Genomic DNA, 26515 nt, shown 5'->3' on the forward strand with positions numbered 1-26515 from the left:
TCGTTTCCCCCCTCTCGCTCAAGGAGCAGCCCATGCAGCGCAGGATCCTCGGTGGTACCGGCATCTCGGTCAGCGAGTACGCGCTCGGCGCGATGATGCTCGGCGCCTGGGGCAACACCGATCACGACGACTGCGTACGGATCGTGCACCGCGCGCTGGACGCCGGTATCAACTTCGTGGACACCGCGGACGTGTACGCGGCGGGCGAGTCCGAGGAGATCGTCGGCAAGGCGCTCAAGGGGCGCCGCGAGGACGTCGTCCTGGCCACGAAGTTCTTCAACTCGATGGGGCCGGACGCCAACCACGGCGGCAACTCCCGGCGTTGGATCGTGCGCGCGGTGGAGGACAGCCTGCGCCGGCTGGGCACCGACTACCTCGACCTCTACCAGGTGCACCGCCCGGACCCGGCCACCGACATCGACGAGACGCTCTCCGCGCTCTCGGACCTCGTACGGTCCGGCAAGGTGCGGGCGATCGGCACCTCGACCTTCCCCGCCGAGCACCTGGTCGAGGCGCAGTGGACGGCCGAACGCCGGGGCCACGTCCGCTTCCGCACCGAGCAGCCGCCGTACTCGATGCTGGCGCGCGGCGTGGAGAGCGCGGTGCTGCCGACCGCGCAGCGCTACGGCATGGGGGTACTGACCTGGGGCCCGCTCAGCGCCGGCTGGCTCTCCGGCCGCGATCTCTCGACCAGTTCACGTGCCGGCCTGGAGAGCCGGAAGTTCGATCTGTCGGTGCCGGAGAACGCCCGGAAGGCGGAGGCCGTCGGCGCGCTGTCGAAGGTCGCGGCGGAGGCGGGGCTGTCGCTGCCGCATCTGGCGACCGCCTTCGTCCGGTCCCACCCGGCGGTGACCTCCGTGATCATCGGGCCGCGCACCCTCGACCAGCTCGACAGCATGCTGGAGGGCTCCGAGGTGACGCTCGGCCCGGACGTCCTGGACCGGATCGACGCGATCGTGCCGCCGGGCACCGACCTCAATCCGGCCGACAGCTACTACCAGGCGCCGGCCCTCGTGGACGCCTCCTTGCGACGCCGCTGACCATGGGCGGGGCCGCCAAGGGACGGCGGCCCCGGGTGTGCCCCTGCGACGGCGGACCCCTGCGGCCCCCGCCCATGTCTCGCACTTGCCCGCAATGCACGGCGACGGCCGGCGGCCGCCGCGGGTGCGGATTGTCCGGGGAAAAGAATGGGTTCGCGAATGTTCCTTTCCATTCCCGGACCGGCGGCCGCCACTGATCCCGCGGACAGCCCCACCGGAACCGGACACAAAGAAGCCCCTCACGCGTGGTGAGGGGCTTCCGGTTTATCCAAAAAATTCACTTGGCCTTTTGGTAAGCCTCACGAATCTCGGCGGGCACGCGCCCGCGGTCGCTGACGTTGTAGCCGCTCGACTTGGCCCAGGCCCGGATCGCGGCGGTGTCCTCCTGGGCGGCCGCGGCGGCCTTGCGCGGCTTACGGCCCTTACCGGTCTTGCGGCCGGCCTTCAGGAACGGCCCGACGGCTTCCAGCAGCTGGTCGTAGCTGTCCGGGCTCAAATCGATCTCGTAAGTCACACCGTCAAGAGAAAGAGTGTGCGTGGCGGCCTCTGTGGACTCTTCGCCCGTGAGGTCGTCCGTGTAGATGGTGATTACTTTCTGTGCCATGCAGGCAGTCTAAACCCCTGAAATTGTCACGCCCGCCCTTTCCCCGGCCTGCTGATGCGACGAACTGGTTGCCGGTAAAGGGCCGGTTTTCCGCGGCCGGGCCCGGGATCGACCGGCTCCAGGGCCGCCCCGGAGCCCCCGGCCCTCTCAGGCCAGGTGCAGGGCGGCGAGCAGTGCGTCCACGAGGGGACGGTCGCGTTCCTGGGTGAGGAGGCAGCGGGCATCGGCGGGCGAGAGCCACGTCATGCGGTCGACCTCGCGGTTCGGGGTGAACGCGCCGGCGACCGCCTCGGCCGCCCAGTAACGGACCTGCTTGGGGCGGCCGCCCGCCAGGTAGAAGGAGGTGGGCAGCGGCGCTCCGGGCCGGCACTCCATACCGGTCTCCTCCGCCACCTCGCGCACCGCGCCGGCCAGCGGGTCCTCGCCGCGCTTCAGCTTGCCCTTGGGGTGGGACCAGTCGTCGTACTTGGGCCGGTGGACGAGCGCGATCTCCAGCCCGTCCTCGGACGACGCACGGCGCCACAGGACACATCCCGCCGCGCGAATAGGCTTCTGAGGCACTGTCACATCATCACTCCTCGCCGTCCGCAGCGTCGTCGGCCCGCTCCGTTTCCTCAGCACTTCCCTCTTTCGTCGGCTCTCCTCGGCTCTTCCGGCTCCCCTCGGTTCCTCAGTTCCTCCGGCTCTCCTCGGCTTCTCCGGTTCCCCTCAGCCCCTGCGCTCCGGCGTCCGCGGCAGCCATACCCGGCCGAAGGCGAAGCGGGCCGCCTCCACCTCGTGCCGCTGGTCGGCGTGCAGCACTCCGAGGGCGTAGGCCGTGGCCGGGGCGATCCGGGGGGTGCGGGCCGCGGCCGCGGCCGCGGCGGCGGCCTCCGAGGCGTCCCGGTGCCATTCCAGCGCACGGCCGGCCTCCACCAGCCGGAAGTCGGCGTACTCCGGCGCGATCACCTCCCGGGCGTAGCGGCTCAGCCGCACCAGCACCCGGACCTGGTGCCAGGGAGCGTCCTGGCGCTGGTCGGCGGCGAGCGCCGCGGCGTTGTACGGGTAGCCCGCGCGGGAGAGCGGCAGCGCGGCGACCGCCTCGGCGAGCCGTCGGTGCGCCTGGTCGGCGAGCGGCGGCAGCGCCTCGGCGGCCGGCAGCTCGCCGGCGGTACCGGCCAGCGGCGCCTCGGAGGCGAGCACCGCCACCGAGTCGGCGACGGCATGGAAGCGGGAGGAGCCGAGCGCCTGCAGTGCGGTGGAGTGGGCGCGGGTGCGGGCGAGGGTGAGCTGGCGGTCGAGCAGCGCCCCGGCCCGCGCCGCACCGGCCGACAGCGCGCCGTCGGGATCCGGGTCGCCGGAGGAAGCCGCGGACGACGCGTCGGCCGGGGCGGCGGATCCGGCGGCGGAGCCCGTGGTCGTACGGTCCCCCCGTTTTCCCCGTTCGGCCCGGCCCGGGCGGTCGGCGCGCTCGGGCCGCTCCGCGCGGCCCGTCAGCCGCTGCAGCGCCGTCATCAGCCGCTCGCGGCGGGCCGCGCAGGCCTGTTCGCGGGCCAGCGTGCCGGACAGCCAGCCGAGTTCGGAGCGGAGCTGGTCGGCCCAGACCTCCTCGGTCAGCGGCCGGAAGGTGTACAGGGTGGCGCTGATCCGGCGGGCGGCGCGGCGCAGCTGCCGGGCGGCCTCGCCGACGCCCTCCGCGTCCGAACCGCTCTCCCGGTGCAGCCGCAGACTGCGCAGGAATTCCGCGGACCACTGGTGCAGATGGCCGGCGAGCACCTCCTCGGCCGTGCGGGCGGCGAGGGCGGTGCCCGGGTCGGCCCCGGGGCCGCTGCCGTCGTCACCGGAACCGTGGGTCGTCAGCGGCCGGTACCCGGCGCCGTCCCGGCCGTACGAGGCGTCGTCCGGCCCTGGTGTGCCGTCGTCCCCTCCGTACGGGCCGTCCACCACCGCGGACCGGGCGCCGGGCGCCGGGCCGGGCTCGTATCCGGTTCCGAGGAGACCCGCGGGCCCTCCGGTCGGCTGGTCATGTCGCTGGGCCACGCCGGCGCCTCCGGGCGTCGATGAGCATTTCCTGAATGTTGCGCAGCGGCGCGCCGTCCGCGTCCACCGCGTGCCGGGTCCAGTCGCCTTCCGGGCCCAGGTGCCAGGAGGACGTGGAGTCCGACATCCCCGTCTCCAGCATCCGGTTGAGGGAGGCGCGGTGCGCCGGGTCGGTGACCCGCACCAGCGCCTCGATCCGGCGGTCGAGGTTCCGGTGCATCATGTCGGCGCTGCCCAGCCACACTTCGGGCTCGCCGCCGTTGCCGAAGACGAAGACCCGGGAGTGTTCCAGGAAGCGGCCGAGGATGCTGCGCACGCGGACGTTCTCGCTCAGGCCGGGGACTCCCGGGCGCAGCGCGCAGATGCCGCGCACCCAGACGTCGACCGGCACACCGGCCTGGGAGGCACGGTAGAGCGCGTCGATGACGGCCTCGTCGACCATCGAGTTGACCTTGATGCGGACGTAGGCGGGACCGCCCGCCCGCTGGCTCGCGATCTCCTTGTTGATGCGCTGTATCAGGCCGTCCCGCAGGGACTTGGGGGCGACCAGGAGACGGCGGTAGGTCTCGCGGCGGGAGTAGCCGGAGAGCCGGTTGAAGAGGTCGGAGAGGTCGGCGCCGACCTGCGGGTCGGCGGTCAGCAGGCCGAGGTCCTCGTAGAGCCGGGCCGTCTTGGGGTGATAGTTGCCGGTCCCCACATGGGAGTAGCGGCGCAGCATCTCGCCTTCCTGGCGGACGACGAGCGAGAGCTTGGAGTGCGTCTTGAGGCCGACCAGGCCGTAGACGACATGGCAGCCGGACTCCTCCAGCTTGCGCGCCCACTTGATGTTGGCCTGTTCGTCGAAGCGGGCCTTGATCTCGACGAGGACGAGGACCTGCTTGCCGGACTCCGCGGCATCGATCAGGGCGTCGACGATCGGCGAGTCGCCGGAGGTGCGGTAGAGCGTCTGCTTGATCGCGAGCACGTCCGGGTCGCCGGCGGCCTGCTCCAGGAACGCCTGCACCGAGGTGGAGAAGGAGTCGTAGGGGTGGTGGAGGAGGACGTCGCGGGCGCGCAGGGCGGCGAAGATGTCCGGCGCGGATGCCGACTCCACCTCGGCGAGGTCACGGTGGGTGCCGGCGACGAACTTGGGGTACTTGAGCTCGGGCCGGTCCAGCGCGCCGATGCCGAAGAGACCGGTCAGGTCCAGCGGGCCGGGCAGCGGGTAGACCTCGGCGTCGGAGATCTTCAGCTCCTGGACGAGCAGGTCGAGCACCGCCGGGTCGATGGACTCCTCGACCTCCAGGCGGACCGGCGGCCCGAAGCGCCGCCGCATCAGCTCCTTCTCCAGGGCCTGGAGGAGGTTCTCCGCGTCGTCCTCCTCGACCTCCAGGTCCTCGTTGCGGGTGACCCGGAACATGTGGTGCGCGCGCACCTCCATGCCCGGGAAGAGCTCCTCCAGGTGGGCGGCGATGACGTCCTCGATGGGGACGTAGCGCTGCGGGGAGGCCTCCAGGAAGCGGGAGAGCAGCGGCGGCACCTTGACCCGCGCGAAGTGGTCGTGGCCGCTGACCGGGTTGCGCACGACGACGGCCAGGTTCAGCGAGAGGCCGGAGATGTACGGGAACGGGTGCGCCGGGTCCACCGCCAGGGGCGTGAGCACCGGGAAGATCTGCTGACGGAAGAGGGTGAACAGGCGGGCCTGCTCCTTCTCGGTCAGCTCGGGCCAGCGGATCAGGTGGATGCCCTGGTCGGCGAGCTCGGGGGCGATGTCCTGCTGGAAGCAGGCGGCGTGCCGGGCCATGAGTTCGCGCGAGCGGGTCCAGATCAGGTCCAGCACCTCGCGGGGCTGGAGGCCGGACGCGGAGCGGGTGGCGACGCCGGTGGCTATCCGTCGCTTGAGTCCGGCCACCCGGACCATGAAGAACTCGTCCAGGTTGCTGGCGAAAATCGCCAGGAAGTTCGCCCGTTCGAGGAGGGGGGTGGCCGGGTCCTCGGCCAGTTCGAGCACCCGCTCGTTGAAGGCCAGCCAGCTGCGCTCGCGGTCCAGGAACCGGCCGCTGGGCAGTTCCTCGCCGTCCACTCCCACCACGCCCTCGTCCTCGTACGCGTCGGGATCCGCGTCCAGGTCGGGCTCCAGGCCGGGCACCGTGCCCCGGACCGCCTGCGGTCGGTGCGCGGCGATCGAACCCACGGAGGGCTGGGCCGAGGGCGCCGCGGCCCGCGGGGGCTGCGGGGTCGGCATCTCGGGCTGTGCCTCGGCGCTGGGCTGCTGGTTCATGACCTTATTCTTCCGCGTCCGGGGGGTTCCAGGCGCGTCAGGAAGTGGCGGCGGCGCGAGATGGAGCCTCGGGTGGGGGACGTTCGGCACAGCGGGCTGCATTCACCGATGCTCGCAAGCGACATTGAATCGCCGGTAACGCGGATATGGCGCACAGGCAAGCGGGGTGCTACCCCCAGGCGTTTTCCCCGCCCGCCAGGGGCTGTTGGCCCGCGCCGGTGCCCGGATCAGCGGTCCGGGCCGCTCCTGGGGTGCCACGGCCCAGGGCCGGGAGCCGGGAGCCGCCGCCGGGGCGCGTCCCCCTGTGCCTCCCCCGGGACAGCCTTTGTCACACGCGTCGTGCCCCCCGGGGTGCCCCGTGCATCGGCGCCTCCCGGGGTGCTCCACGCACGGCGCCTCCCGGGATGCGGAGCCGCCGCGGCCCCCGCGCCCCGGGAGGCATGCGGGGCCGCGGCGGGCCCGTCTCCCGGTTTTCCGCCCCGCCGGCCGTCGGCCGGACCCGGGGCCGCCCGTTTCAGCCGTGCCGGCGCCGCATCACCCGGAAGGCGATCACGGTCAGCACCGCCGCCCCCGCCAGCACGATCCCGGCCTCGATCCACGCCAGCGGCCAGTGGTGCGACGCCGGGTGGTAGTCCATGTACTGGCCGGCCACGTCGTGCGCGCGCTGACAGGCCTCGTAACCAGGAGAGGCGTGGCACGGGGAGTCGGCGAGGTGGGCTCCGGAGCGGACGTAGTCCCCCTGCCCGACGAGCCAGGCGTCGTCCGCCAGCTGGGCCGGCCGGCCGTTCTTGAACTCCTTCGTCACCGTCGGCAGCAGGTACGGCCTGAGCTGGGCCAACACCACCTGCGCCGCCACCACGGCAGCGAGCGTGACGCCCATCGACAGCACCGTACGGCGCTGCAGCAGACCGGCCAGCACGCCGACGGCCAGGGCCAGCAGGGAGTAGGCGACCGGCACCGGGCCGAGCGCGTCGAAGCCGAGGGCCGAGTACCAGTAGAAGCCGGAGACCTCGTCGCCGGCGACCTGCCAGAGCCAGCTGTAGACCAGCGAGAGCGCCGTGGTGGAGGCGAGCACGATCAGCGCGGGCAGGCCGGTCTTCACCGCCAGCCAGCGCAGCGGGCCGACCGACTGGGTCAGGACGAGCTTGTCGGTGCCGGCCTCCAGCTCGCGGGCGATCAGCGGGGCGCCGAGGAACAGCCCGATCAGTGCGGGCAGCAGCACCAGGCCCACTTCGACGAGCCGCAGGAACGGGCCGTAGGTCTCGCGGAAGGCGGAGACCGCCTCCTGGGTGTGGGCGCAGCGCGGGTCGAGGGAGATCTGCGAGCAGCCGGCGATGTGGTGGGCGTCGATGAATCCGGCCATCTGGCCGCGCAGCACCGCGCACCAGACCGCGCCGCCGGCCACCGCGGCCAGCAGCACACCGAAGACCAGGCGGTGCTGGCGCCACACCAGCCAGACGAGTCCGCGCAGCGGCGCCGGGCCGTCCCCCTCCCGGATCCCGCCCGGATCGCCCGCCGTGCCGCGCCCGTTCGTACCGGGGTGTGCCGTGGTGGTCATGCCGCCGCTCCCTTGCCGCTGTGGTGGTCGTGCCGTGTGCCCGCCGCGCCGCCCGGCGGGCTGTACCGGCCGCCCGGACGGCCACTGGGGCCGGGCGGTCCGTTGCGCGGCATGCCGGGGATCCCCGGCTTGTTGCCGGGCCGGCGGCGCCACCGCGCCGAGACCGGCTCCGCGCTCGGCGCTATCAGTGCGGGCGCGTCGGGCGCGCGCAGATAGGCGAGCAGAAGTTCCTCCAGGGACGGCTCCACCGTCTCCCAGGGCCCGGCGGCGACCGGGCCCTGGCGCCGTACGACGGCGGCGAAGCGACGCCCGGACGTCTGTGTCTCGATGACCGTGTGCGCCGCGATCGCGGGTGGCAGCGCCGTGTCCCGGTGCGCCCCCATCACCAGGGCGTGCGCCCCGATGACATCGTCGATCTCGCCCGCGAGCCGCACCCGGCCGCCGCCCAGCACCAGCAGGTAGTCACAGACCCCGTCCAGCTCGGCGAGCAGGTCCGAGGACAGCACGACGGTCGTGCCGTGCTCGGCGGCCTGGGCCAGCAGCAGCGCGGTCGTCCGGTGCCGGCCGAGCGGGTCGAGACCGGCCAGCGGCTCGTCGAGCAGCAGGAGTTCGGGGCTCTTGGCGAAGGCGAGGGCGAGGGCGAGGCAGGTGCGCTGCCCGCCGGAGAGGGCGCCGGTCCGGACGTCGAGGGGCACCCGGCCCTCCCGGACGATCCGCTCGGCGCACCGCGCGTTCCAGCGGCCGGGGTTGAGCTCGCGGCCCAGCCGCAGCGTCTCGGCGACCGTCAGCCGGGGGTAGAGGGGCTTGCCCTGGGCGAGGTGGGCGGTCCGGGCGCGGACCGCGGCGCCGGCCGGGACCTCCCCGCCGATCCGTACGGTCCCCTCGCTGGGGCGGGTCAGGCCGGAGACGAGCGAGAGCAGGGTGCTCTTTCCGGCGCCGCCGGGCCCGACCAGGGCGCAGATACGGCCGGCCGGCAGCCGGAAGGTGCAGTCGCGCAGGGCCCAGCGGCGGCGGTAGCGCCGGCCGAGGCCGATCGCCTCGATGGCAGTGCGCCCCGAGGCCCGGCCGGTCACCTCGTCCGTACCCGTAGGCCGCATTACCCGTCCCCCTGAGCCATTCCACTAATTAAGTAGTGAAAGGGTGGGGGAAATGGGCTGCAGCTGTCAACCTCCGCTGCCTACGCTGCCCGCGTGTCCACACCCTCCGCGCCCGAGACGCCGCCGCTGCCGTACACCCCCGCCTATCCGATACGCACCGAACGCCTGGATCTGCGCCCCGTCACCCCCGACGACTTCGCCGCGATCCACGCCTACCAGCGCCGCCCCGAGGTCTGCCGCTACCTCTACTGGGGCCCCCTCGACGAGGCCGCATCCCGGGCCTCCGTCGCCGCCAAGGCCGCCCGCACCACGCTGCGCGAGTCCGGCGACCTCCTCCAGCTCGCCGTCGTCGTCCGCGACAGCGGCACCCTGGTCGGCGACGTCACCTTCGTCTGGAAGAGCAGCGCACACCGCCAGGGCGGCATCGGCTACGTCTTCCACCCCGACCACGCCGGTCACGGCTACGCCACCGAGGCGAGCCGGGCGCTGCTGGAACTGGGCTTCGAGGAGCTGCGCCTGCACCGCATCCAGGCCGAGTTGGACGGGCGCAACACCGCCTCGGCCCGGCTGCTCGAACGGCTGGGGATGCGCCGGGAGGGCCATCTGCGGGAGAACGAGTTCCTCGACGGGGAGTGGGCCGACGAGGTCGTCTACGCGATGCTGGCGCGCGAATGGCGGGCGCAGCGGGAAGAGCGGGCCCGGCAGCGGTGACGAAACGGGGCGGACCCGGAAGGGCCCGCCCCGCGGCACACTCGTCCGGCAACCGGTCTCAGGTCTCCGAGCGGTACATCAGATCCGTCTCGTGCGTGGCGAACCCCATCCGCTCGTACACGCTCACCGCCGCCGCGTTGTCCGCGTCGACGTACAGCATCGCCGTCGGCAGCCCCTGGCCGGCCAGATGCCGCAGCCCGACCGAGGTCAGCGCCTTGCCCAGGCCGCCGCCCTGGGCCCCCGGCCGCACGCCGAGCACATAGACCTCGCCGAGGCCCTCGTCGGCGTGCACCTTGGTCCAGTGGAAGCCGACCAGCCGGCCGTCCTTCTCCGCCAGGAAGAAGCCCTTCGGGTCGAACCACGCCTCGGCCTTGCGGTCGTCCAGATCACGCTGGATCAGCGACCCCTGCTCCGGGTGGTGCGCGAACGCCTCCGCGTTCACCTCCAGCCAGGCCGCGTCGTCGGTGCCCGGCTGGAAGGTCCGTACGGACACCCCCTCGGGGAACACCGGCTCCGGCAGCTCCAGGTCCGTCAGCGAGCGCCGCATCTGGCGCAGCTCCCGGAACATCGTCAGCCCCAGGGTCTGGGCGAGGTGCCGGGCGGCCGGATGCCCGCCGTGCGCCCAGGCCCGCAGCCGGCGCCCGGACTGCTCCAGCAGCTCGCTGCCCAGCGCCCGGCCGTGCCCGCGGCCGCGGTAGCCCGGGTGGACCACCAGCTCGGCGGCCGGTGCCTCCACCGGATCGGTGTCCTCCAGCTGCCCGTACGCGACCAGCTCCTCGGCCTCGTCGCCGCGCGAGTACAGCAGCACATGGCGCACGCCCGGGCGCACGCCCCCGCGCAGCTGCAGCCGCCCCTGCTCGGACACGGCGGGCTGCCCGTCCGTACGAGCGGCCCGCTCGATCAGCTCGGCGACGGCCCCGGCCTCTTCCGGCGCGAGCTCGTCGACCACCTGGATCCTGCGGCCGGCCCGGCCCATCTCCTGTGCAGCGTCAGTCATGTGTGAAGCGTACGACCCAGCCGGGCTCCCGGCCGGACACCACCGACCCTGTCGGGCAACCAGCTCGTCACCCGTGGACCCCTGTTGCGCTACGCGCGTCGACAATAAGCTGCCGTCCGCTCAGGACCATCCAGGAGGGGAACACATGCCAGCGACACCGCAACGGGGCCGCACCGTACGAAGATTGACGATCGGCGCCGCCGTACTGGCCGCCGCCGGGCTCACCGCCGCCGCCCTGCCGGCCGGCGCCGACACCGGCCACGCCGCCCGGACCGGCCGCACCGTCGATGTGCAGCTGCTCTCCTTCAACGACTTCCACGGCAATCTCGAACCGCCGCAGGGCTCCTCCGGCACGGTCGAGGAGGCCCAGCCGGACGGCAGCAAGAAGACCGTCCCGGCGGGCGGTGCGGAGTACCTCGCGCAGTCCCTGCGGACGGCCCGCAAGGGTCACCCCTACTCGGTCACCGCCGCGGCCGGCGACCTGGTCGGGGCCAGCCCGCTGCTGTCCGGGCTCTTCCACGACGAGCCGACGATCGAGGCGATGAACCGGCTGGGCCTCGACGTCACCTCGGTCGGCAACCACGAATTCGATGAGGGCCGGGCCGAGTTGACCCGCCTCCAGAAGGGCGGCTGCCACCCGAAGGAAGGCTGCTACGAGCACGGCAAGAAGTTCCGGGGCGCGGGCTTCCCGTACCTGACCGCCAATGTCACGGACGAGAAGACCGGCAAGCCGCTGCTCGAGCCGTACACCGTCTGGCAGCACAAGGGCGTCAAGATCGGCTTCATCGGGGTGACGCTGGAGGGCACCCCGGACATCGTCAACGCCGACGGCATCAAGGGCCTGAAGTTCCACGACGAGGTCGAGACGATCAACAAGTACGCCAAGGTGCTGAACAAGCAGGGCGTGAAGTCGATCGTCGCCCTCATCCACGAGGGCGGTCTGCCCGCCTCCACCTCGTACAACTACCACTGCGACAGCCCGGGCCCCGGCGACGGCATCTCCGGGCCGATCACCGACATCGCCAAGCACGTCACCTCGAAGGTCGACGCGCTGGTCACCGGCCACACCCACCAGGCCTACAGCTGCACCATCCCGGACCCGTCCGGCCGGCCGCGCACCGTCACCTCGGCCGCGTCCTACGGCAAGCTCTACACCGACACCACGCTGACCTACGACCGCCGCACCCGCGACATCGTGCGGACCAGCGTCAAGGCGCCCGGCGCGGTCAACCACGTCGTCGACCGCACCCAGCCCAAGGCCGCGGACATGACGTCGCTGATCGCCCGCTGGAACAAGCTGGCCGCGCCGGTCGCAAGCCGCCCCGTCGGCCACATCTCCGCCGACATCGCGGGCCGCGGCGCCGCGGCCCCCGAGTCACCGCTCGGCGACGTCATCTCCGACGCCCAGCTGGAGGCCACCAAGGCGGACGGCAAGGGCGGCGCCCAGCTCGCCCTGATGAACCCCGGCGGGGTCCGCTCCGACCTCGCCTTCACGGCGTCCGGCTCCGAGGGCGACGGGGTGGTCACCTACGGCGAGGCGTTCACCGTCCAGCCCTTCACCAACATGATGAACGTCGTCGACCTCACCGGCGCCCAGCTCCTGACCGCGCTCCAGCAGCAGGTCAGCGGCCCCAACGAGGCCTCCCCGAAGATCCTCCAGGTCTCCAGGGGCCTCACCTACACCCTGGACATGACGAAGAAGGGCGCCGACCGGATCGTCAAGGACTCGGTGAAGCTCGACGGAACGGCCCTCGACCCGGCCAAGACCTACCGCGTCGCCATGAACGAGTTCCTGGCCGGCGGCGGCGACGGCTTCCCCGCCTTCAAGGACGGCAAGAACAAGTACGTCGGCCCGTCCGACCTGGACGCCTTCACCGCCTACCTGACCGCGCACTCCTCGGCGGCCGATCCGCTCACCCCGCCGAAGGCGGACCGGATCACGGTCGTGAAGTAACCCGCACCCGCACACGGGCGGCCGGTGGACCACCGGCCGCCCTTCTCCTGCCCGCCCCGCCTCACCCGGTCCCGAACCACGTCTGCGCGAGCGACTCCAGGGTCGGCTCGGGCGGGGCGGGCAGCTCGCGGAGGTACCAGGGCAGGTTGCTGTAGACGTGCAGCAGGGTGTGGGCGAGGAGTTCGCCGGGACCGAAGGTCTCGCCGTAGGCGCGGAAGACGCGGGACAGCAGACGGGGGTCGCCCCGGGAGACGAAGAGGCCGACGGCGACGAAGTCGTAGGCGCGGCACCCGATCATGGCGGGTTCGAAGTCGAGGAGCCCGGTCAGCCGCCAGTCGTCGGCCGCGTCGACGGTCAGGTGCTGTCGCATGAACTCGGTGTGCAGCAGCGCGCCCGGCCCGTGGGCGGGCAGCGGCACCGCGTCGAGGAAGCCGGGGATCTGTTCCCGCCAGGCGTCGGGGAGGCCGTGGGCGCGCTGGCGGCCGGCCGCCGAGGCGCGCTGCCGGCCGACGAAGGCGTCCCAGTCGCCGGGGCCGAGCACATCGGTGAGCGGCGACACGTCCAGCGCGTGCAGAGCGGCCAGTGTCTCCCCCGCCTCGGTGGCGATCCGGTCCCGGTCGGCCGGGGGGATGCGCGGCCAGGCGACGGCCAGATCGATGCCGCGCAGCCGGGACATCAGGACGTAGCGCCAGCCGTTCTCGTACGCACCGGCGTCGTGGACGTAGGGGGTCGGGACGGGAAGACGGCCCTGGAGATGGGCCAGCACCCGGGCCTCGGCCACCCCGTCGTCGGCGGCGGCGGCCGGGAAGAGCTTGAGGACGTACCGGTCCCCGACGGCATAGACCGGCTGGGAGCCGGTGGGAAAGCGGACCAGCGGACTCGCACGCAGACCGAGCCGGCCGCAGAGCGCCGCGGCGCCCGGCCGCATCACCGCTTCGTCGGGGACGATCGCGTCCCATTCGTCGTCCGAGTCCACACGAGGCAGCATGCGCGGACGGTAGGGCGGGGAACGGCGGGGCGGCAAAGGGTTTTCCGCGGCACCGGCAGGTACGCAGCGCCCGGGGCGATGAGCGGCGCCGGTTCAGCGCTACGGTGCGCCGTCGAGCCGCGCCAGATCCGCCTCGCTGAGTCCGAGCTCCGTGGCCTTGGCGGAGTCCTGGATGGAGGCCGGGCGGCTGGCTCCTGGTACGGGGATCACCGCCGGGGAGCGGGTCAGCAGCCAGGCCAGGGCGATCTGCTGCGGGCTGACGCCGCGCTCGGTGGCGATGCGGTGGAAAGCGGTGCCGGCCGAGGTCGGGGCGGACGGTCCGTCGAGGGAGCTGCGCCGGATGCCGCCCAGCGGGCTCCAGGGCAGGAAGGCCAGCCCCAGCTGCGTGCTCAGCCGCAGCTCTGGTTCGCGCTCGCGCGCGGCGGGCGAGTACTGGTTCTGCACGGAAACGAGGTCGTCGCCGAGGATCGCATGGGCCTCGCGGATCTGGCCGGTGGTGACGTTGGAGATCCCGGCGGCACGGATCGTGCCGGCGTCGAGCAGCTCGCGCAGCGCGCCCACGGACTCCGCCCAGGGCACGGCCGGGTCCGGCTTGTGCAGCTGGTACAGGCCGATGGCCTCAGCTCCCAGGCGTCTACGGGATGCTTCGGCAGCGCGCTTGAGGTGGGCGGGGGTGGCGGTGACGGTCCAGCTGCCGTCGCCGGGGCGGCCGCGGCCTCCCTTGGTGGCGACGAGGACATGCGAGGTGTCCCGGCCGTAGCGGGCCAGGGCGCGGGCGACGAGGAGTTCGTTGTGACCGGCTTCGCCGGCGTGCCAGTGGTAGCTGTCGGCGGTGTCGATGAGCGTAACCCCGGCGTCCAGGGCGGCGTGCAGGGTGGCGATGGCCCGCTGTTCGTCCGGGCGGTGCTCGATGGACAGCGGCATGGCGCCCAGGCCGACGGCGCTGACCGTGATATTGCCGATGCTGCGGTACTGCATGGTGTGTCTGCTCCTCAGGCGGCGGGGGCGGCGGTGGCGTCGAGGGCTTCGGCGACGGCACCGGGGAACCGGTCGATGGTGTGGGAGAAGGAGAAAACGACTTCTTCGCACGGGCGTTGCTCATGGCGTCATGGCGGTCGAAGGAGAACGGCGCGGCAGGCAGGCCGCCTGCGGGCGCTGAACCCCCAGGAGTTGCCGACGTACCGGCTTCCGCCCATGACGCAGACCGTGTGCATGCGCCCCATCCTGGACACCTACAGTCGTCAGCAGAAGTGCCCACCTGCTGCACAGGAGTTAAGGAAAACTGTTGATCGATGTGCAGCGGCTGCGTGTCCTGCGGATGGTGGCGGAACACGGCAGCTTCAACCAGGCAGCCCAGGCCCTCCACCTCACGCCCTCGGCCGTGTCCCAGCAGGTCGCTGCGCTCGAGCGCAGCCTCGGCGCCCAGGTCGTGGCGCGCAGCACCCGCGGGGTCACGCTCACCCCGGCCGGCAGGATCATGGTCGGCGCCGCCGAGTCGGTCGCCGCGGAACTCGCACAGGCCAAGCAGCAGGTCGACCGGCTCGGCAGCGGGCGCACCCAGCTCACCATCGCCACCTTCACCAGCGGCGGCAGACTCCTGCTGCCCGGCGCAGTCGCCCGCCTCACCACAGCGCATCCCGACACCGTCATCCACGTCAGGGAGAGCGAGCCCGAAGACAGCCTGCCGCTGGTCCGCCAGGGCGCCGTGGATCTCGCACTCGCCTACCACTTCGACGGTCCGCTGCCCGGCGGGCCCGGCCCGAACTCCGGCCTGGCGTGGACGGCACTCCTGGACGACCCCCTGCACGTCGTCCTGCCCGAGGGCCATGCCCTGGCCGGCCGCGAGGCCCTCGACCTCGCCGAACTGGCCGACGAGCCCTGGGTGCTGGGCTGCCTGAAGACCGAGACCTACCTCCGCCGCTACGCCGACCATGCCGGCTTCGCCCCGGAGCTGCGCGGCACGACGACCGACTACTTCTTCGCCCGCTCGCTCGTCGCTGCGGGCATGGGGATCTCGCTGGTCCCCTCCATCGCACTCACGCCACGGATAGCAGGACTACGCGCCGTCCCGATCGCCTCGCCGACTCCAACCCGGCACCTGGGCGTGGCTACGAGACACCGTCGCCACCACCCCCAGGTCAGGACACTGATACAGGCCCTTCAGGAACAGGCAGCGGCGCCGGACGAAACCTGACCCGCACCACGGCACCCGGCCTCCGTCATCCGTACGCGGCCGGAGACGACGCCGGTCAGGAGAAGTCGGCGGCGTGATCCCGCGCCCACCGGGCGAAGGTCCGGCCCGGCCGGCCGGTGACCCGCTCGACGGCGTCCGAGACGGGGAAGGGCGGCGCATCGACCGTCTTGCCGAACATCCGGACGAGTTCCAGCGCGGCCTCCCGGGTCAGATACCGCCCCGACATCGCCTCGGCCGCCGCCGCCTCGGAGATCTGCTCGACCCGGATCTCCCGGCCGGTCGCCGCCGCGATCTCGGCGACCTGCCGGGCGAGGGTCATCCGCTCCGGGCCGGTGACGACGTACGCCTTGCCCAGGTGCGCGCCACTGCGGTCCAGCAGGGCGACGGCTGCGACATCGGCGAGGTCCGCCTCGTGCACGGGGACGCCCTGGGCACCCGGATGCGCCTCGCGGACCACGCCCGACTCGCGGATCGAGGGGGCCCAGGCAAGGGCGTTGGTGGCGTAGTTGCCGCCGCGGACAAAGGTCCACTCCAGGCCGGAGTCGCGCACCGCGCGCTCCAGACCGGCGTGCAGCCGGGCGATGAAATGGGTGTCGTCGGCGGGGGTATCGGTCACCGCCATCGAGGAGTTGAGCACCACCCGGCGGACCCCGGCCCGGACGGCGGCGTCGAGCACCGCCGTCGCGGCCTGCTCGCCGCCGGCCGCGAGATTGAGGAACAGCGCATCGGCACCGGCCAGCAGCGGTGCGAGGTCATCGGCCCCGGTGAGGTCGGCGCCGACCGTTTCGGCCCCGGCCGGCAGCCCGGCGCGCGCCGGATCGCGGGTCAGCGCGCGGACCGCGGCGCCGTCGGCGAGGAGCCGGCCGACAAGACTGCGGCCGATATTGCCCGTTGCCCCGGTGACGACGATCAGGGAACGGCCTTCGTGAGACGTCATGGAATGACTACCGTCTTCCGTTTGTCGGTCGAATGAACTGAGAAGGAAACGAGAAGGCGCGCACTGCCGCTCGGGTCATCAAGAGGTGTGACGGTAGTTCAGGTCGACCCACAGGCGCGGCATTTTTTTCCCAAGACCGACGGGACAACCTTCACGTATCCGACTTACCGCCGGTACAACTTGCGTTCGAGGGTCCCGCCCGTGGTGGGATGGACGGATGCGAACCCCCACACGCATATCTACACCCTCGCCCTCGCCCGCCGGCCGGCACCGCTCCGCCGCCACGGGCGCCACGGACGACCCCACGGGGGACACCAGAAAGCTCGACACGGTCAACCCGTACGCGGACCTGGCCGCCCTCGCCGACCCCGAGCCGGAGCCCGAACCGGAGCAGGAGCACGGCTCGTTCGACTCCGCCGACGCGCCCCGCCGCCGCACCTACCTCAATGAGCGCGACGACAGCGACGATCCGCTGGGCCTCGGGCTGCGCTCGGACGACGAGGTCGACGGCGAGGCCTGGAAGCCGCCGAACCACCGCCGCAAGAAGCGCGGCATCAGCCGGTTCGCCGCCATGTCGCTCACCTTGAAGCTGCTGGTCGCCGTCCTCGTCGGCACCTCGTTCCTCACGCTCTTCGACCGGTTCGCGGTGCTGTACGCGCAGAACAAGACCGCGGAGAAGGTGAAGGACGCACTGCACCTGAACGCCACGCCCGAGGTCGACATCGCGGGGTTCCCGTTCCTCACCCAGGTCCTGGACAAGCGCGTCGACCAGGTGAAGGTCACGATTCCCGATGTCGCGGCCGACCGGGTCTCGCTGGCGAAGTTCGAGGCCACCGCGCACGACGTCCGGATCGACGGCGATCTGCCCAGCTCCATCAAGGGCGCCACGATCGGCCGCATGGACGGCAGCGTGCTCCTCGCCTTCGACGACATGAACCGCGAACTGGGCGCCTCACAGGTGAAGTTCAGCGAAATGGGGCCCAACGCGGTCCGCGCGGTCGGCCAACTGCCCATCGCCGGCCATGAACTGCGCGTACGGGCCGAGGCGCGCATTCAGCGGGCCGGCGACCGGGGTATCTCCACCAACATCAGCCGGATGCGCCTGGACATCGGCGATGTCGCCGTCTACCGCCCCGGCACCGGCAAGGAGGAGGGCCTGCGGCTGACCCGCAAGACCGCCGCCGAGCTCAGCCGGCAGGCCGAGAAGGTCAAGGCGATGCTGAGCATCCCGGCGATCGTCGACCGGATCGGCATCCCCAAGCCCTACATCCAGGACGCGCTGAGCAGCGAGGAGAAGCTCCATGAGCTGACCGGCTCGCCGCGCTTCATCCAGAAGCTGATGAAGGTCAACCTGGTCGACGTGGTGGCGGACCACCCCTGGCTGCTGCAGAAGGTCGGCATCGACCCGAAGATCCTCGGCACGCTGACCGGGCTCACCAAGCCGCAGCTCGCCGACCAGCTGTCGCTGTCCTTCCAGCTCCCCAAGACGCCCGGCGACGTCCGGCTGCGGCACATATCCGTCGAGCGGGACGGCATCCGCGCCGACCTCTCGGGAACGAACCTGCCGTTCGGGGACGCGGCGAAGAAGAAGCCCGGGAAGTAGCGGCGGGGCCCGGCAGGGTCCACCGGCAACGGCTCACCGGAGGGCGGCGTCTTGGGGGACGCCGCCCTTACTGCTGCCCGGGCGGCGGGCCCGGGTGCCTGGGCGGCTGGGGCATCCCCGGCGGCGGCGTCGCGGCGCCCGGCAGCGTCAGCACCGCCTCCGTGCCGCCGACGTCCGCGGACCGCAGCCGTACCGCGCCACCCGCCTGCTCCGCCGTACGCGCCACGATCGACAGCCCCAGGCCGCTGCCCGGCAGGCTGCGGGCGGACGGCGAGCGCCAGAACCGTTCGAAGACATGCGGCAGTTCGTCCTGCGGGATGCCCGGGCCGTGATCGCGCACGGTCAGCTCGCCGTGCGCCAGCCGGACCTCGACGGCTCCGCCGGGCGGGCTGAACTTCACCGCGTTGTCCAGCAGGTTCACCACCGCCCGCTCCAGCGAGGCCGGCTCGGCCCGTACGTACCAGGGCGCGAGGTCCGCCTCGACTCTCAGCGACGGGCCGCGCAGCCGGGCCCGCTCCAGCGCCGAGCCGACGATCTCGTGCAGCGCGACGACCTCGATGGCGCTCTGCCCCGGCGCCGGCGGCCGCGACAGCTCCTGCAGATCGCCGATCAGCGCCGCCAGCTCCCCCATCTGCGCCTTCACCGAGGCCAGCAGCGCCTCCTTGTCGGCGGGCGGGATCGGCCGGCCGGACCGCTCGCTGCGCACCAGCAGATCGATGTTGGTACGCAGCGAGGTCAGCGGCGTCCGCAGCTCATGGCCCGCGTCCGCGATCAGCTGCTGCTGGAGATCGCGGGACGCGGCCAGCGCGGCGGTCATGGAGTTGAAGGAGCGGGAGAGCCGGGCGATCTCGTCGTCGCCCTCGGCCGGGATGCGGATGGCCAGGTCCTCGGTGCGGGCGACATGCTCGACGGCGTCGGTCAGCCGGTCCACCGGCTTGAGGCCGGAACGCGCGATGACCAGCCCCGCCGTACCGGCACCGACGACGCCCAGCCCGGCCACCGCCGCCAGCAGCAGCGCCAGGCGGTTCAGCGCGCTGTCGACCTCGGTCAGCGGACGCGAGATGGACACCGCGAACTGCACGCCCTGGACGCCGATGTGCTTGGTCAGCACCCGGACGTCCGCGCCCTCGGTGGTGACGGCGTCGTGCAGGGTGTCGCGCTGCACGCCCTGCGCCACCGCGACATCCGCGCGCTGCACCTGCACGGGCTGGGAGTTGGGCCCGATGCAGCGCGAGCCGTCGACCTGGACGATCTGGACGTTGTAGTACGACGGCGGGGCGTTCGTGCTCTCGGCCGGGTCGGTGGGCCGGCAGCTGGCGTAGGTCGCCTGCAGATACTCCGGGAGGACGCTGACGTTCTTCAGCGAGCTGTCCACCTCGTCGCGCAGCTGGGCCCGGGTGAGCAGCCAGCAGGCCAGCGCGGAGACGGCCACCGCCACCGCCACCGCGGCCGCGGTGAGCAGGGTCAGCCGCGAGCGCAGCGGCAGCCGCGCGATCCGGGCGCCGAGCCGGCTCTGCGCGGTGCCCGTGCCGCCCGTTCCGTGTGCGGGGGTCACGTCGGTCATTCGGCGCCGCCGTCCGTCCGCAGGACGTAGCCGACCCCCCGCACGGTGTGCACCAGCCGCGGCTCGCCGCCCGCTTCCGTCTTGCGGCGCAGATACATCACGTACACATCGAGGGAGTTGGAGGTGGGTTCGAAGTCGAAGCCCCATACCGCTTTCAGGATCTGCTCCCGGGTGAGGACCTGCCGCGGATGCGCGAGGAACATCTCCAGCAGGGTGAACTCGGTACGGGTCAGCTCGACATGGCGGCTGCCCCGGGTCACCTCGCGGGTCGCCAGGTCCATCCGCAGATCGGCGAAGCTCAGCGTCTCGCCCTCCTCGGGCGGCGCGCCGGCCGCCGCCGCGTACGAGCTGCGGCGCAGCAGGGCGCGGATCCGGGCGAGCAGCTCGTCCAGCTCGAAGGGCTTGACGAGGTAGTCGTCGGCGCCGGCGTCCAGCCCCGTGACACGGTCCCCGACCGTGTCACGGGCGGTCAGCATCAGGATCGGCACCCGCACCCCGCTCGCCCGCAGCCTGCGGGCGGCCGTCAGCCCGTCCATACGGGGCATCAGGACGTCCAGGACGATCAGCTCCGGATCGTAGGCCGCGACCTTCTCGACCGCGTCCAGCCCGTCCACCGCCTGCTCGGTGACGTACCCCTCGAAGACCAGCGAACGCTGCAGGGCCTCGCGGACCGCCGGCTCGTCGTCGACGATCAGGATGCGGGCGGGATGATCACCGTGCTCGGCGGGGCTCATGCGTGACTACCTCGGGTGGGATACGGAACGGCCGGACCTCAGCCTTGCACGGCCGGGGCCGCTGGGGAGAGGTGACGCGAAGAGACTGGGCCGGGCAGTGGCGGGCGGGCGGTCAGACGCCGCTGTTGCTGCCGCCGCTCCCGCCGTCGCGCAGCGCGTCGAGATCGGCCTTGACGGTGTTGATCGGGATGGCGAAGCCGAGGCCGATGCTGCCGGCCGAGCTGCTCGACGCCGAACTCGGCGAGTACATCGCGGAGTTGATGCCGACGATCTGCCCCTGCATATTGATCAGGGCGCCACCGGAGTTGCCCGGGTTGAGCGAGGCGTCGGTCTGGATGGCCTTGTACGAGGTCTTCGACGAGCCGGTGTCGCCGTTGTACTGGTTGCCGCCGAACTCGAACGGCCAGCCCCCGCCGTCGTCCGGGCCGCCCTGGCCCTGGTCCTGCCCCTGTCCCTGCTCCTTGGGGACCGTGACGTCCCGGTTGAGGGCGGAGACGATGCCGCTGGTCACGGACCCGGTGAGACCCTCGGGCGAGCCGATCGCCACGACCTGGTCGCCGACCGAGATCTTGTCGGAGTCGCCGAGCGAGGCCGCGGTCAGGCCCTTGGCGCCGCGCACCTTGATCAGCGCCAGGTCCTTGCCCGGATCGGTGCCGACGACCTCGGCCGTCTTCCGGCTGCCGTCGCTGAACGTGACGGCGACCGTGCGCGCACCGGCCACCACGTGGTTGTTGGTGACGATCTCGCCGCTGCTGGTGACCACCACACCGGAGCCGGTGGACTCCCCGCTGCCGGTCCGTGCCTTGATCTCCACGATCGCCGGGCTGACCGCCTTGGCCACCCCCGAGACGCCGCTGCCACTGGTCTTGCCCGCGTTGACGAGCGGGGTGGAGGGGCCGCTCTGTGCCGACTGGGTGGTGGCGCCGGCGATCAGCGCCGCGCTGCCACCGCCGATGAGACCGGAGGCGAGTGCCACCGCCGCGATCAGCGCGACCGGCCGGCGGGCCCGGCGCCGCGGCTCGGGCGCGTACGGAGGCGGCGGGGGGAACGCCCGCTCCCCGCCGCCCGGGGCGCCCTGGGCGGCCTCGTGGCCGTACGGGTGGCCGTGGTCGTTGCCGTACGCGTACGGCCGGTCCTGTGGCATCTCATCGCCGCTTCGGCGGTAGCTCTCGGTCATGGGAACGACTCTGCCGCCGGTCCATGAGAACGGTGTGAGAAGGCCCTGAGAGTCCCAACAGAAGCGGGTATGCCCGGTATAAAGACCCCCCGGTCAGGGGAGCCGCAGGCCTCCGTCAGCCGCCGCAGCCGCAGGACCGCCGCACCACCAGCCGCGACGGGAACTGCCGCAGCCGCTCCCGCCGGGAGCCGACCACCCGCAGCCCGTCGTCCAGCACCAGGTCCACCGCCGCCCGCGCCATCGCCTGGCGGTCCGAGGCGACCGTGGTCAGCGGCGGATCGGTCAGCCCGGCTTCCTTCACATCGTCGAAGCCCGCGACCGCCAGCTCGCCGGGCACATCGATCCGCAGCTCACGGGCGGCCCGCAGCACACCGATCGCCTGGTCGTCCGTCGCGCACATGAGGGCCGGCGGCCGGTCCGGACCCGCCAGCAGCTTCAGCGCGACCTGGTAGGAGTCGTAACGGTTGTACGGCGCCTGGAAGTAGCGCCCGTCCGTCGCCTTCCCGGACTCCAGCATGGCCCGCCGCCAGCCCTCGACATGGTCGGTGACCGGGTCGCCGGACTTCGGGGTCTCCTCCGTGCCGCCGAGGAAGGCGACGTAGGGATGGCCGTGCTCCAGGAGGTGCCGGGTCGCCAGCTGCGCGCCCCAGATGTCGTCCGTCATCACCGCGACGTCGTCGATGGCGTCCGGCCGGCGGTGCAGCAGCACCACCCGGGCGTCCCAGGCGTCGATCTCGGCGGCGGCGTGCTCGCTGGGTCCCTGGCTGATCAGGATCAGCCCGGACACCCGCATCCCGAGGAACGCGCGCAGATAGTGCACCTCGCGCTCGTCGAGGTAGTTGGCGTTGCCGACCAGGACCATCTTTCCGCGCTCGGCGGCGGCCTGTTCGACGGCGTGCGCCATCTCCGCGAAGAACGGCTGCCGGGTGTCCGGCACGATCAGGCCTATGAGGTCGGTACGGCGGGACGCCATCGCCTGCGCGACACGGTCCGGCCGGTAGCCGAGCTCCTTGATCGCGGCGAGTACCCGCTCGCGCGTGGCCGGGGCAACCGGCCGTGGTCCGTTGTTGATGACGTAACTGACAACGGCGGTGGATGTACCCGCCAGTCTTGCCACATCATCCCGCGTCACCTTGGCCACGCGCGGCAGTCTACGCGGGTGGTGCAAGGGCGTGTGCGGCAGTTCTCCGCGGGTTCACGGAGCTGCCGCACCGCGCCCCCTACCTGCGTCCGGCCCGTACGCCGTGGGAGTCCGCCCCGGTGGTGACCGCCTTCCCGGAGCCGTCACCGCTTCCGGGGGCGCGGCCCTCGGCCGGCTTCGTGTCGGGCGAGGACTTCGCGGCCTTCGCCGCATCCTCCTTCGCCTTGGCCTCCGCCGCCCGCTCCACCTTCTCCGGCGTCACGAAGCGGTAGCCGACGTTACGGACCGTGCCGATCAGCGACTCGTGCTCGGGGCCGAGCTTGGCGCGCAGCCGACGGACATGGACGTCGACCGTCCGCGTACCGCCGAAGTAGTCGTAGCCCCACACCTCCTGCAGGAGCTGGGCGCGGGTGAAGACCCGGCCCGGGTGCTGCGCCAGGTACTTCAGCAGCTCGAACTCCTTGAAGGTCAGGTCCAGGACCCGCCCCTTCAGCTTCGCGCTGTAGGTCGCCTCGTCCACCGAGAGATCCCCGTTGCGGATCTCCATCGGACTGTCGTCGGTCGTGATCTGCTGGCGGCCCATCGCCAGCCGCAGCCGCGCCTCGACCTCGGCGGGACCCGCGGTGTCCAGCAGGACGTCGTCGACGCCCCAGTCCGCGGTGACGGCGGCGAGCCCGCCCTCGGTGACCACCAGCACCAGCGGGCAGCCGGGCCCCGTGGACCGCAGCAGCTGGCACAGCGAGCGGACGTGCGGGAGGTCGCGGCGGCCGTCGATCAGTATGACGTCGGCGCCTGGGGTGTCGATCAGAGCCGGGCCCTCGGCGGGAGCCACCCGCACGCTGTGCAGCAGCAGGCCGAGCGCGGGGAGCACCTCCGTCGACGGCTGGAGTGCATTGGTCAGCAACAGGAGTGAACTCACTTCCGACCACCTACCCGGTTCTCGGGGTGTTCCATCCTCCACTGCTTCGTGCGGTCCTGCCTGCTTCGCTCGCCCATGACGTCTGGTTCCTCCTCGGTCCCTGCGACGGGGGGCACTCCCGGCCTCGGCCGGGGGAGTCTGCGGCACTGCTTCGTACGGTCCTTTCAGCACGCGACGGGGGCGGCTGAAAGCACAAAAGGACCCGGGGGCTACGCTGCCCGGATCCTTCTTGCCCAGCAGAATAGCTCACCTTGCCTCCGACCCGGAGGTGGAGTTTGCAGCTTCTTGTGTTCTGTCGATCACTTCGAGTGCCCGCCGAGCTCTGCCGGCGACCGCCGGCGACGACCCGGACGAGGAGCGCCCGCGCCCCTCGAAAGCCCCATCTGAAGCGGATCCGGCCACCCCGGCAAAGGCCCCGTCGACCGCCCTCGCCCGCGGCTTCGCCGACGCGGCGAGAGTCCCCACAAATCTTCTGCGGGTGTCCACGATATGGATGCCCTCCCACGTTTTTGGCTTTCCCGCCGTGGGGGTTGCTCGCCGTTTGTCGCCCGCTGACGCGGTGCGCTCGTCGTTGCGCCTGCGGCGGGCGGGGCCGCTGCGCGGGGCTGTCGGGTGCCGGGGACGGGCCTGCGCGGGTGGGGGTGTCCGGACTGCTTCGCTTTACGTCCGGACACCCCCACCCGCTCCGACCCGTCCCCTCCCGTGGGTGGGAGGGAAAAACGGTGGCGGGGCTGCAGGTCGGTGGTCAGGTGCGCCTTGTCGCTCATGGTGAAGCGAACTGGCGCGGTGAAGTGCACGGGTTAGGAGTGGCCGGCCCCCACTCACCCGTCACTTACTCCCCCACGGGAGGGGACGGGCCGGAGGGGCAGGGGTGTGGGACGTAAAGCGAAGCAGTCCCACACCCCTGCCCCGGAGGCCCGTCACCGCACCCACAGCCCCGCGCAGCGGACCCCGGCCCGCCGCAGGCGCAACGGCGAGCAAGCCCCACGGCGGGACAGGCAAAGCACAGCGGACCGGCCCGCCGCCAGGCGAAACGGCGGGCGCACCGCGCAGCGGGCGAAAAACGGCGAGCAACCTCCACGGCGGGAAAGCCGAAAACGTGGGCCTCAACCCGTAATCGCCTCGGAGAACTGCGCGGCATAAAGCCGCGCATACGCGCCGCCCGCCGCCAACAACGCGTCGTGGGGGCCCTGTTCGACGATGGCGCCGTTCTCCATGACGAGGATGACGTCCGCGTCGCGGATGGTGGAGAGGCGATGGGCGATGACGAAGCTGGTGCGGCCGCTGCGGAGCTGGGCCATCGCGTGCTGGATGAGCACCTCGGTGCGGGTGTCGACCGAGCTGGTGGCCTCGTCGAGGACCAGGATCGCGGGTTCGGCGAGGAACGCGCGCGCGATGGTGATCAGCTGCTTCTCGCCGACGGAGACGTTGCTGCCCTCGTCGTCGAGCACCGTCTCGTAGCCGTCCGGGAGGGTGCGCACGAAGCGGTCGACGTGGGTGGCCCTGGCGGCCGCCACGATCTTGTCGTGCGAGATGCCGGCGGGGGCTCCGTAGGCGATGTTCTCCGCGATCGTGCCGCCGAAGAGCCAGGTGTCCTGGAGGACCATGCCGATGTGGGAGCGCAGCTCCTCGCGCGACATCTCGGCGATGTCGGTGCCGTCGAGGGTGATCCGGCCGCCGCGCACCTCGTAGAAGCGCATCAGGAGGTTGACGAGCGTGGTCTTGCCGGCGCCGGTCGGGCCGACGATCGCCACCGTCTGGCCGGGGTGGACGGCCAGCGACAGGCCCTCGATGAGCGGCTTGTGCTCCGCGTAGCGGAAGGAGACGTCCTCGAAGGCGACCCGGCCCTCGACCCGGTCGGGGCGGGCCGGCCGCTCGGCGTCGGGGTCCTGCTCCGGCGCGTCGAGGAGTTCGAAGACCCGCTCGGCGGAGGCGACGCCGGACTGGACGAGGTTGGCCATCGAGGCGACCTGGGTGAGCGGCTGGCTGAACTGCCGGGAGTACTGGACGAAGGCCTGGACATCGCCGATGGAGAGCGCACCGGAGGCGACCCGCAGTCCGCCGACGACGGCCACCAGTACGTAGTTGAGGTTGCCGATGAACATCATCGCGGGCTGGATGATCCCGGAGATGAACTGCGCCTTGAACCCGGCGGCGTACAGGGCCTCGTTCTGTTCGCGGAACAGCTCGGCGGACTCCCGCTGGCGGCCGAAGACCTTCACCAGGCTGTGGCCGGTGTACATCTCCTCGATGTGCGCGTTGAGCTTGCCGGTGGTCTTCCACTGCTGGACGAACTGCGGCTGGGCGCGCTTGCCGACCTTGGTGGCGACGACGACGGAGACCGGGACCGTGACCAGGGCGACCAGCGCCAGCAGCCACGAGATCCAGAACATCACGACGAGCACCCCGACGATGGTCAGCAGCGAGGCCACGATCTGGCTGAGGGTCTGCTGCAGCGTCTGCTGGATGTTGTCGATGTCGTTGGTCGCCCGGGAGAGCACCTCACCGCGCTGCTGCCTGTCGAAGTAGCTCAGCGGCAGCCGTGCCAGCTTCTCCTCGACCTGCTCCCGCATCCGGAAGACGGCCCGCTGGACGACGCGGGTGGCGATCCTGGCCTGGACGAAGCCGAACAGCGAGGCGCCCGCGTAGATCAGGGTGACCCAGAGCAGGACCTGGCCGACGGAGCCGAAGTCGATGCCCCGGCCGGGGGTGACCGGCATCGTGGCGATCATGTCGGCGAGTCCGCCCTCGCCGTGCGCGCGCAGCTGGGCCGCGGCCTGGGCCCTGGTGAGGCCGGCCGGCAGCTGCCGGCCGATGATGCCGGACACGATCAGGTCGGTGGCGTGGCCGAGGACCTTGGGGCCCACGACCGTGAGCGCCACGCTCAGTACGCCCAGCGCCAGCGCGACGGACATGATGCCGCGCTCGGGCCGCATCTGGGCCAGCAGCCGTGTGCCGGAGCCCTTGAAGTCCATCGACTTCTCGGTGGGCTGGCCGCCCATCATCCGGGCGGGGCCG

21 protein-coding genes are annotated in these 26515 nt (G+C 72.1%); 5 read left to right on the plus strand and 16 right to left on the minus strand.

The window, feature by feature from the left end:
- Positions 1-32: 32 nt before the first annotated feature.
- The gene (locus tag Scani_RS07780) at positions 33-1040 is read left to right on the plus strand and encodes an aldo/keto reductase (protein ID WP_159471303.1); all 1008 of its coding nucleotides are present in this window, start codon (positions 33-35) and stop codon (positions 1038-1040) included.
- 277 nt (positions 1041-1317) lie between these two features.
- Here the strand turns inward: Scani_RS07780 and Scani_RS07785 are convergent, their stop codons facing one another.
- The 6 genes from Scani_RS07785 to Scani_RS07810 form a co-directional block, all read right to left on the minus strand.
- Positions 1318-1644: a histone-like nucleoid-structuring protein Lsr2 gene (locus tag Scani_RS07785; protein WP_159471304.1), complete on the minus strand. Its 327-nt coding sequence runs from the start codon at positions 1642-1644 to the stop codon at positions 1318-1320.
- Between the two features lie 147 nt (positions 1645-1791).
- Entirely contained in the window at positions 1792-2211 is a 420-nt protein-coding gene (locus Scani_RS07790; protein WP_159471305.1) for an NUDIX hydrolase, read from the minus strand.
- 141 nt (positions 2212-2352) lie between these two features.
- The gene (locus Scani_RS07795) at positions 2353-3663 is read right to left on the minus strand and encodes a CHAD domain-containing protein (protein ID WP_246295551.1); all 1311 of its coding nucleotides are present in this window, start codon (positions 3661-3663) and stop codon (positions 2353-2355) included.
- Positions 3647-5923: an RNA degradosome polyphosphate kinase gene (locus tag Scani_RS07800; protein ID WP_159471306.1), complete on the minus strand. Its 2277-nt coding sequence runs from the start codon at positions 5921-5923 to the stop codon at positions 3647-3649. Before Scani_RS07800 ends, Scani_RS07795 begins: the two co-directional genes overlap by 17 nt.
- Before the next feature lie 514 nt (positions 5924-6437).
- A complete protein-coding gene (locus Scani_RS07805; RefSeq protein WP_159471307.1) occupies positions 6438-7481 on the minus strand; it encodes an ABC transporter permease in 1044 nt (347 codons plus the stop codon).
- On the minus strand, positions 7478-8578 hold the full coding sequence (locus Scani_RS07810) for an ATP-binding cassette domain-containing protein (RefSeq protein WP_159471308.1): 1101 nt from the start codon (positions 8576-8578) through the stop codon (positions 7478-7480). Before Scani_RS07810 ends, Scani_RS07805 begins: the two co-directional genes overlap by 4 nt.
- A gap of 93 nt (positions 8579-8671) precedes the next feature.
- Here Scani_RS07810 and Scani_RS07815 point away from each other — a divergent pair, with 93 nt between their 5' ends.
- Positions 8672-9289, plus strand: coding sequence for a GNAT family N-acetyltransferase (locus tag Scani_RS07815; protein WP_159471310.1), 618 nt, complete (start codon positions 8672-8674; stop codon positions 9287-9289).
- 58 nt (positions 9290-9347) lie between these two features.
- On the opposite strand, the gene mshD is transcribed toward Scani_RS07815, so the two are convergent.
- The gene (gene mshD, locus Scani_RS07820; protein WP_159471889.1) at positions 9348-10265 is read right to left on the minus strand and encodes a mycothiol synthase; all 918 of its coding nucleotides are present in this window, start codon (positions 10263-10265) and stop codon (positions 9348-9350) included.
- Between the two features lie 166 nt (positions 10266-10431).
- Between mshD and Scani_RS07825 the strand changes: the two genes are divergently transcribed.
- Positions 10432-12240 (plus strand): bifunctional metallophosphatase/5'-nucleotidase, encoded by a 1809-nt coding sequence (locus tag Scani_RS07825; protein ID WP_159471311.1) that lies wholly within the window; start codon positions 10432-10434, stop codon positions 12238-12240.
- A gap of 61 nt (positions 12241-12301) precedes the next feature.
- Here Scani_RS07825 and Scani_RS07830 read toward each other — a convergent pair whose 3' ends face one another.
- Both Scani_RS07830 and Scani_RS07835 read right to left on the minus strand, forming a co-directional pair.
- Positions 12302-13228, minus strand: coding sequence for an aminoglycoside phosphotransferase family protein (locus tag Scani_RS07830; RefSeq protein ID WP_159471313.1), 927 nt, complete (start codon positions 13226-13228; stop codon positions 12302-12304).
- A gap of 99 nt (positions 13229-13327) precedes the next feature.
- A complete protein-coding gene (locus Scani_RS07835; RefSeq protein WP_159471315.1) occupies positions 13328-14206 on the minus strand; it encodes an aldo/keto reductase in 879 nt (292 codons plus the stop codon).
- A 307-nt stretch (positions 14207-14513) separates the two neighbouring features.
- Here Scani_RS07835 and Scani_RS07840 point away from each other — a divergent pair, with 307 nt between their 5' ends.
- A complete protein-coding gene (locus tag Scani_RS07840) occupies positions 14514-15422 on the plus strand; it encodes a LysR family transcriptional regulator (RefSeq protein WP_159471317.1) in 909 nt (302 codons plus the stop codon).
- Between the two features lie 55 nt (positions 15423-15477).
- On the opposite strand, the gene Scani_RS07845 is transcribed toward Scani_RS07840, so the two are convergent.
- Positions 15478-16359, minus strand: a complete 882-nt coding sequence (locus tag Scani_RS07845; protein ID WP_159471319.1) for an NAD(P)H-binding protein — start codon at positions 16357-16359, stop codon at positions 15478-15480.
- Between the two features lie 217 nt (positions 16360-16576).
- Here Scani_RS07845 and Scani_RS07850 point away from each other — a divergent pair, with 217 nt between their 5' ends.
- Positions 16577-17962, plus strand: a complete 1386-nt coding sequence (locus Scani_RS07850) for an LmeA family phospholipid-binding protein (protein ID WP_159471321.1) — start codon at positions 16577-16579, stop codon at positions 17960-17962.
- Positions 17963-18029: 67 nt separating this feature from the next.
- Here the strand turns inward: Scani_RS07850 and Scani_RS07855 are convergent, their stop codons facing one another.
- The 6 genes from Scani_RS07855 to Scani_RS07880 form a co-directional block, all read right to left on the minus strand.
- Complete coding sequence (locus tag Scani_RS07855; protein WP_246295553.1) at positions 18030-19526, minus strand: HAMP domain-containing sensor histidine kinase; 1497 nt, start codon at positions 19524-19526, stop codon at positions 18030-18032.
- A complete protein-coding gene (locus tag Scani_RS07860) occupies positions 19523-20260 on the minus strand; it encodes a response regulator transcription factor (RefSeq protein ID WP_159471323.1) in 738 nt (245 codons plus the stop codon). The genes Scani_RS07855 and Scani_RS07860 overlap by 4 nt, the downstream gene beginning before the upstream one ends.
- Positions 20261-20372: 112 nt before the next feature.
- Complete coding sequence (locus tag Scani_RS07865) at positions 20373-21437, minus strand: S1C family serine protease (protein WP_159471325.1); 1065 nt, start codon at positions 21435-21437, stop codon at positions 20373-20375.
- Positions 21438-21552: 115 nt separating this feature from the next.
- Positions 21553-22578 (minus strand): LacI family DNA-binding transcriptional regulator, encoded by a 1026-nt coding sequence (locus Scani_RS07870; RefSeq protein WP_159471327.1) that lies wholly within the window; start codon positions 22576-22578, stop codon positions 21553-21555.
- A gap of 79 nt (positions 22579-22657) precedes the next feature.
- On the minus strand, positions 22658-23497 hold the full coding sequence (locus Scani_RS07875; RefSeq protein WP_159471329.1) for a response regulator transcription factor: 840 nt from the start codon (positions 23495-23497) through the stop codon (positions 22658-22660).
- 1106 nt (positions 23498-24603) lie between these two features.
- Positions 24604-26499, minus strand: a complete 1896-nt coding sequence (locus Scani_RS07880; protein WP_167538055.1) for an ABC transporter ATP-binding protein — start codon at positions 26497-26499, stop codon at positions 24604-24606.
- Between the last annotated feature and the right edge of the window lie 16 nt (positions 26500-26515).

Source organism: Streptomyces caniferus (assembly GCF_009811555.1).
GTDB classification, from domain to species: domain Bacteria; phylum Actinomycetota; class Actinomycetes; order Streptomycetales; family Streptomycetaceae; genus Streptomyces; species Streptomyces caniferus.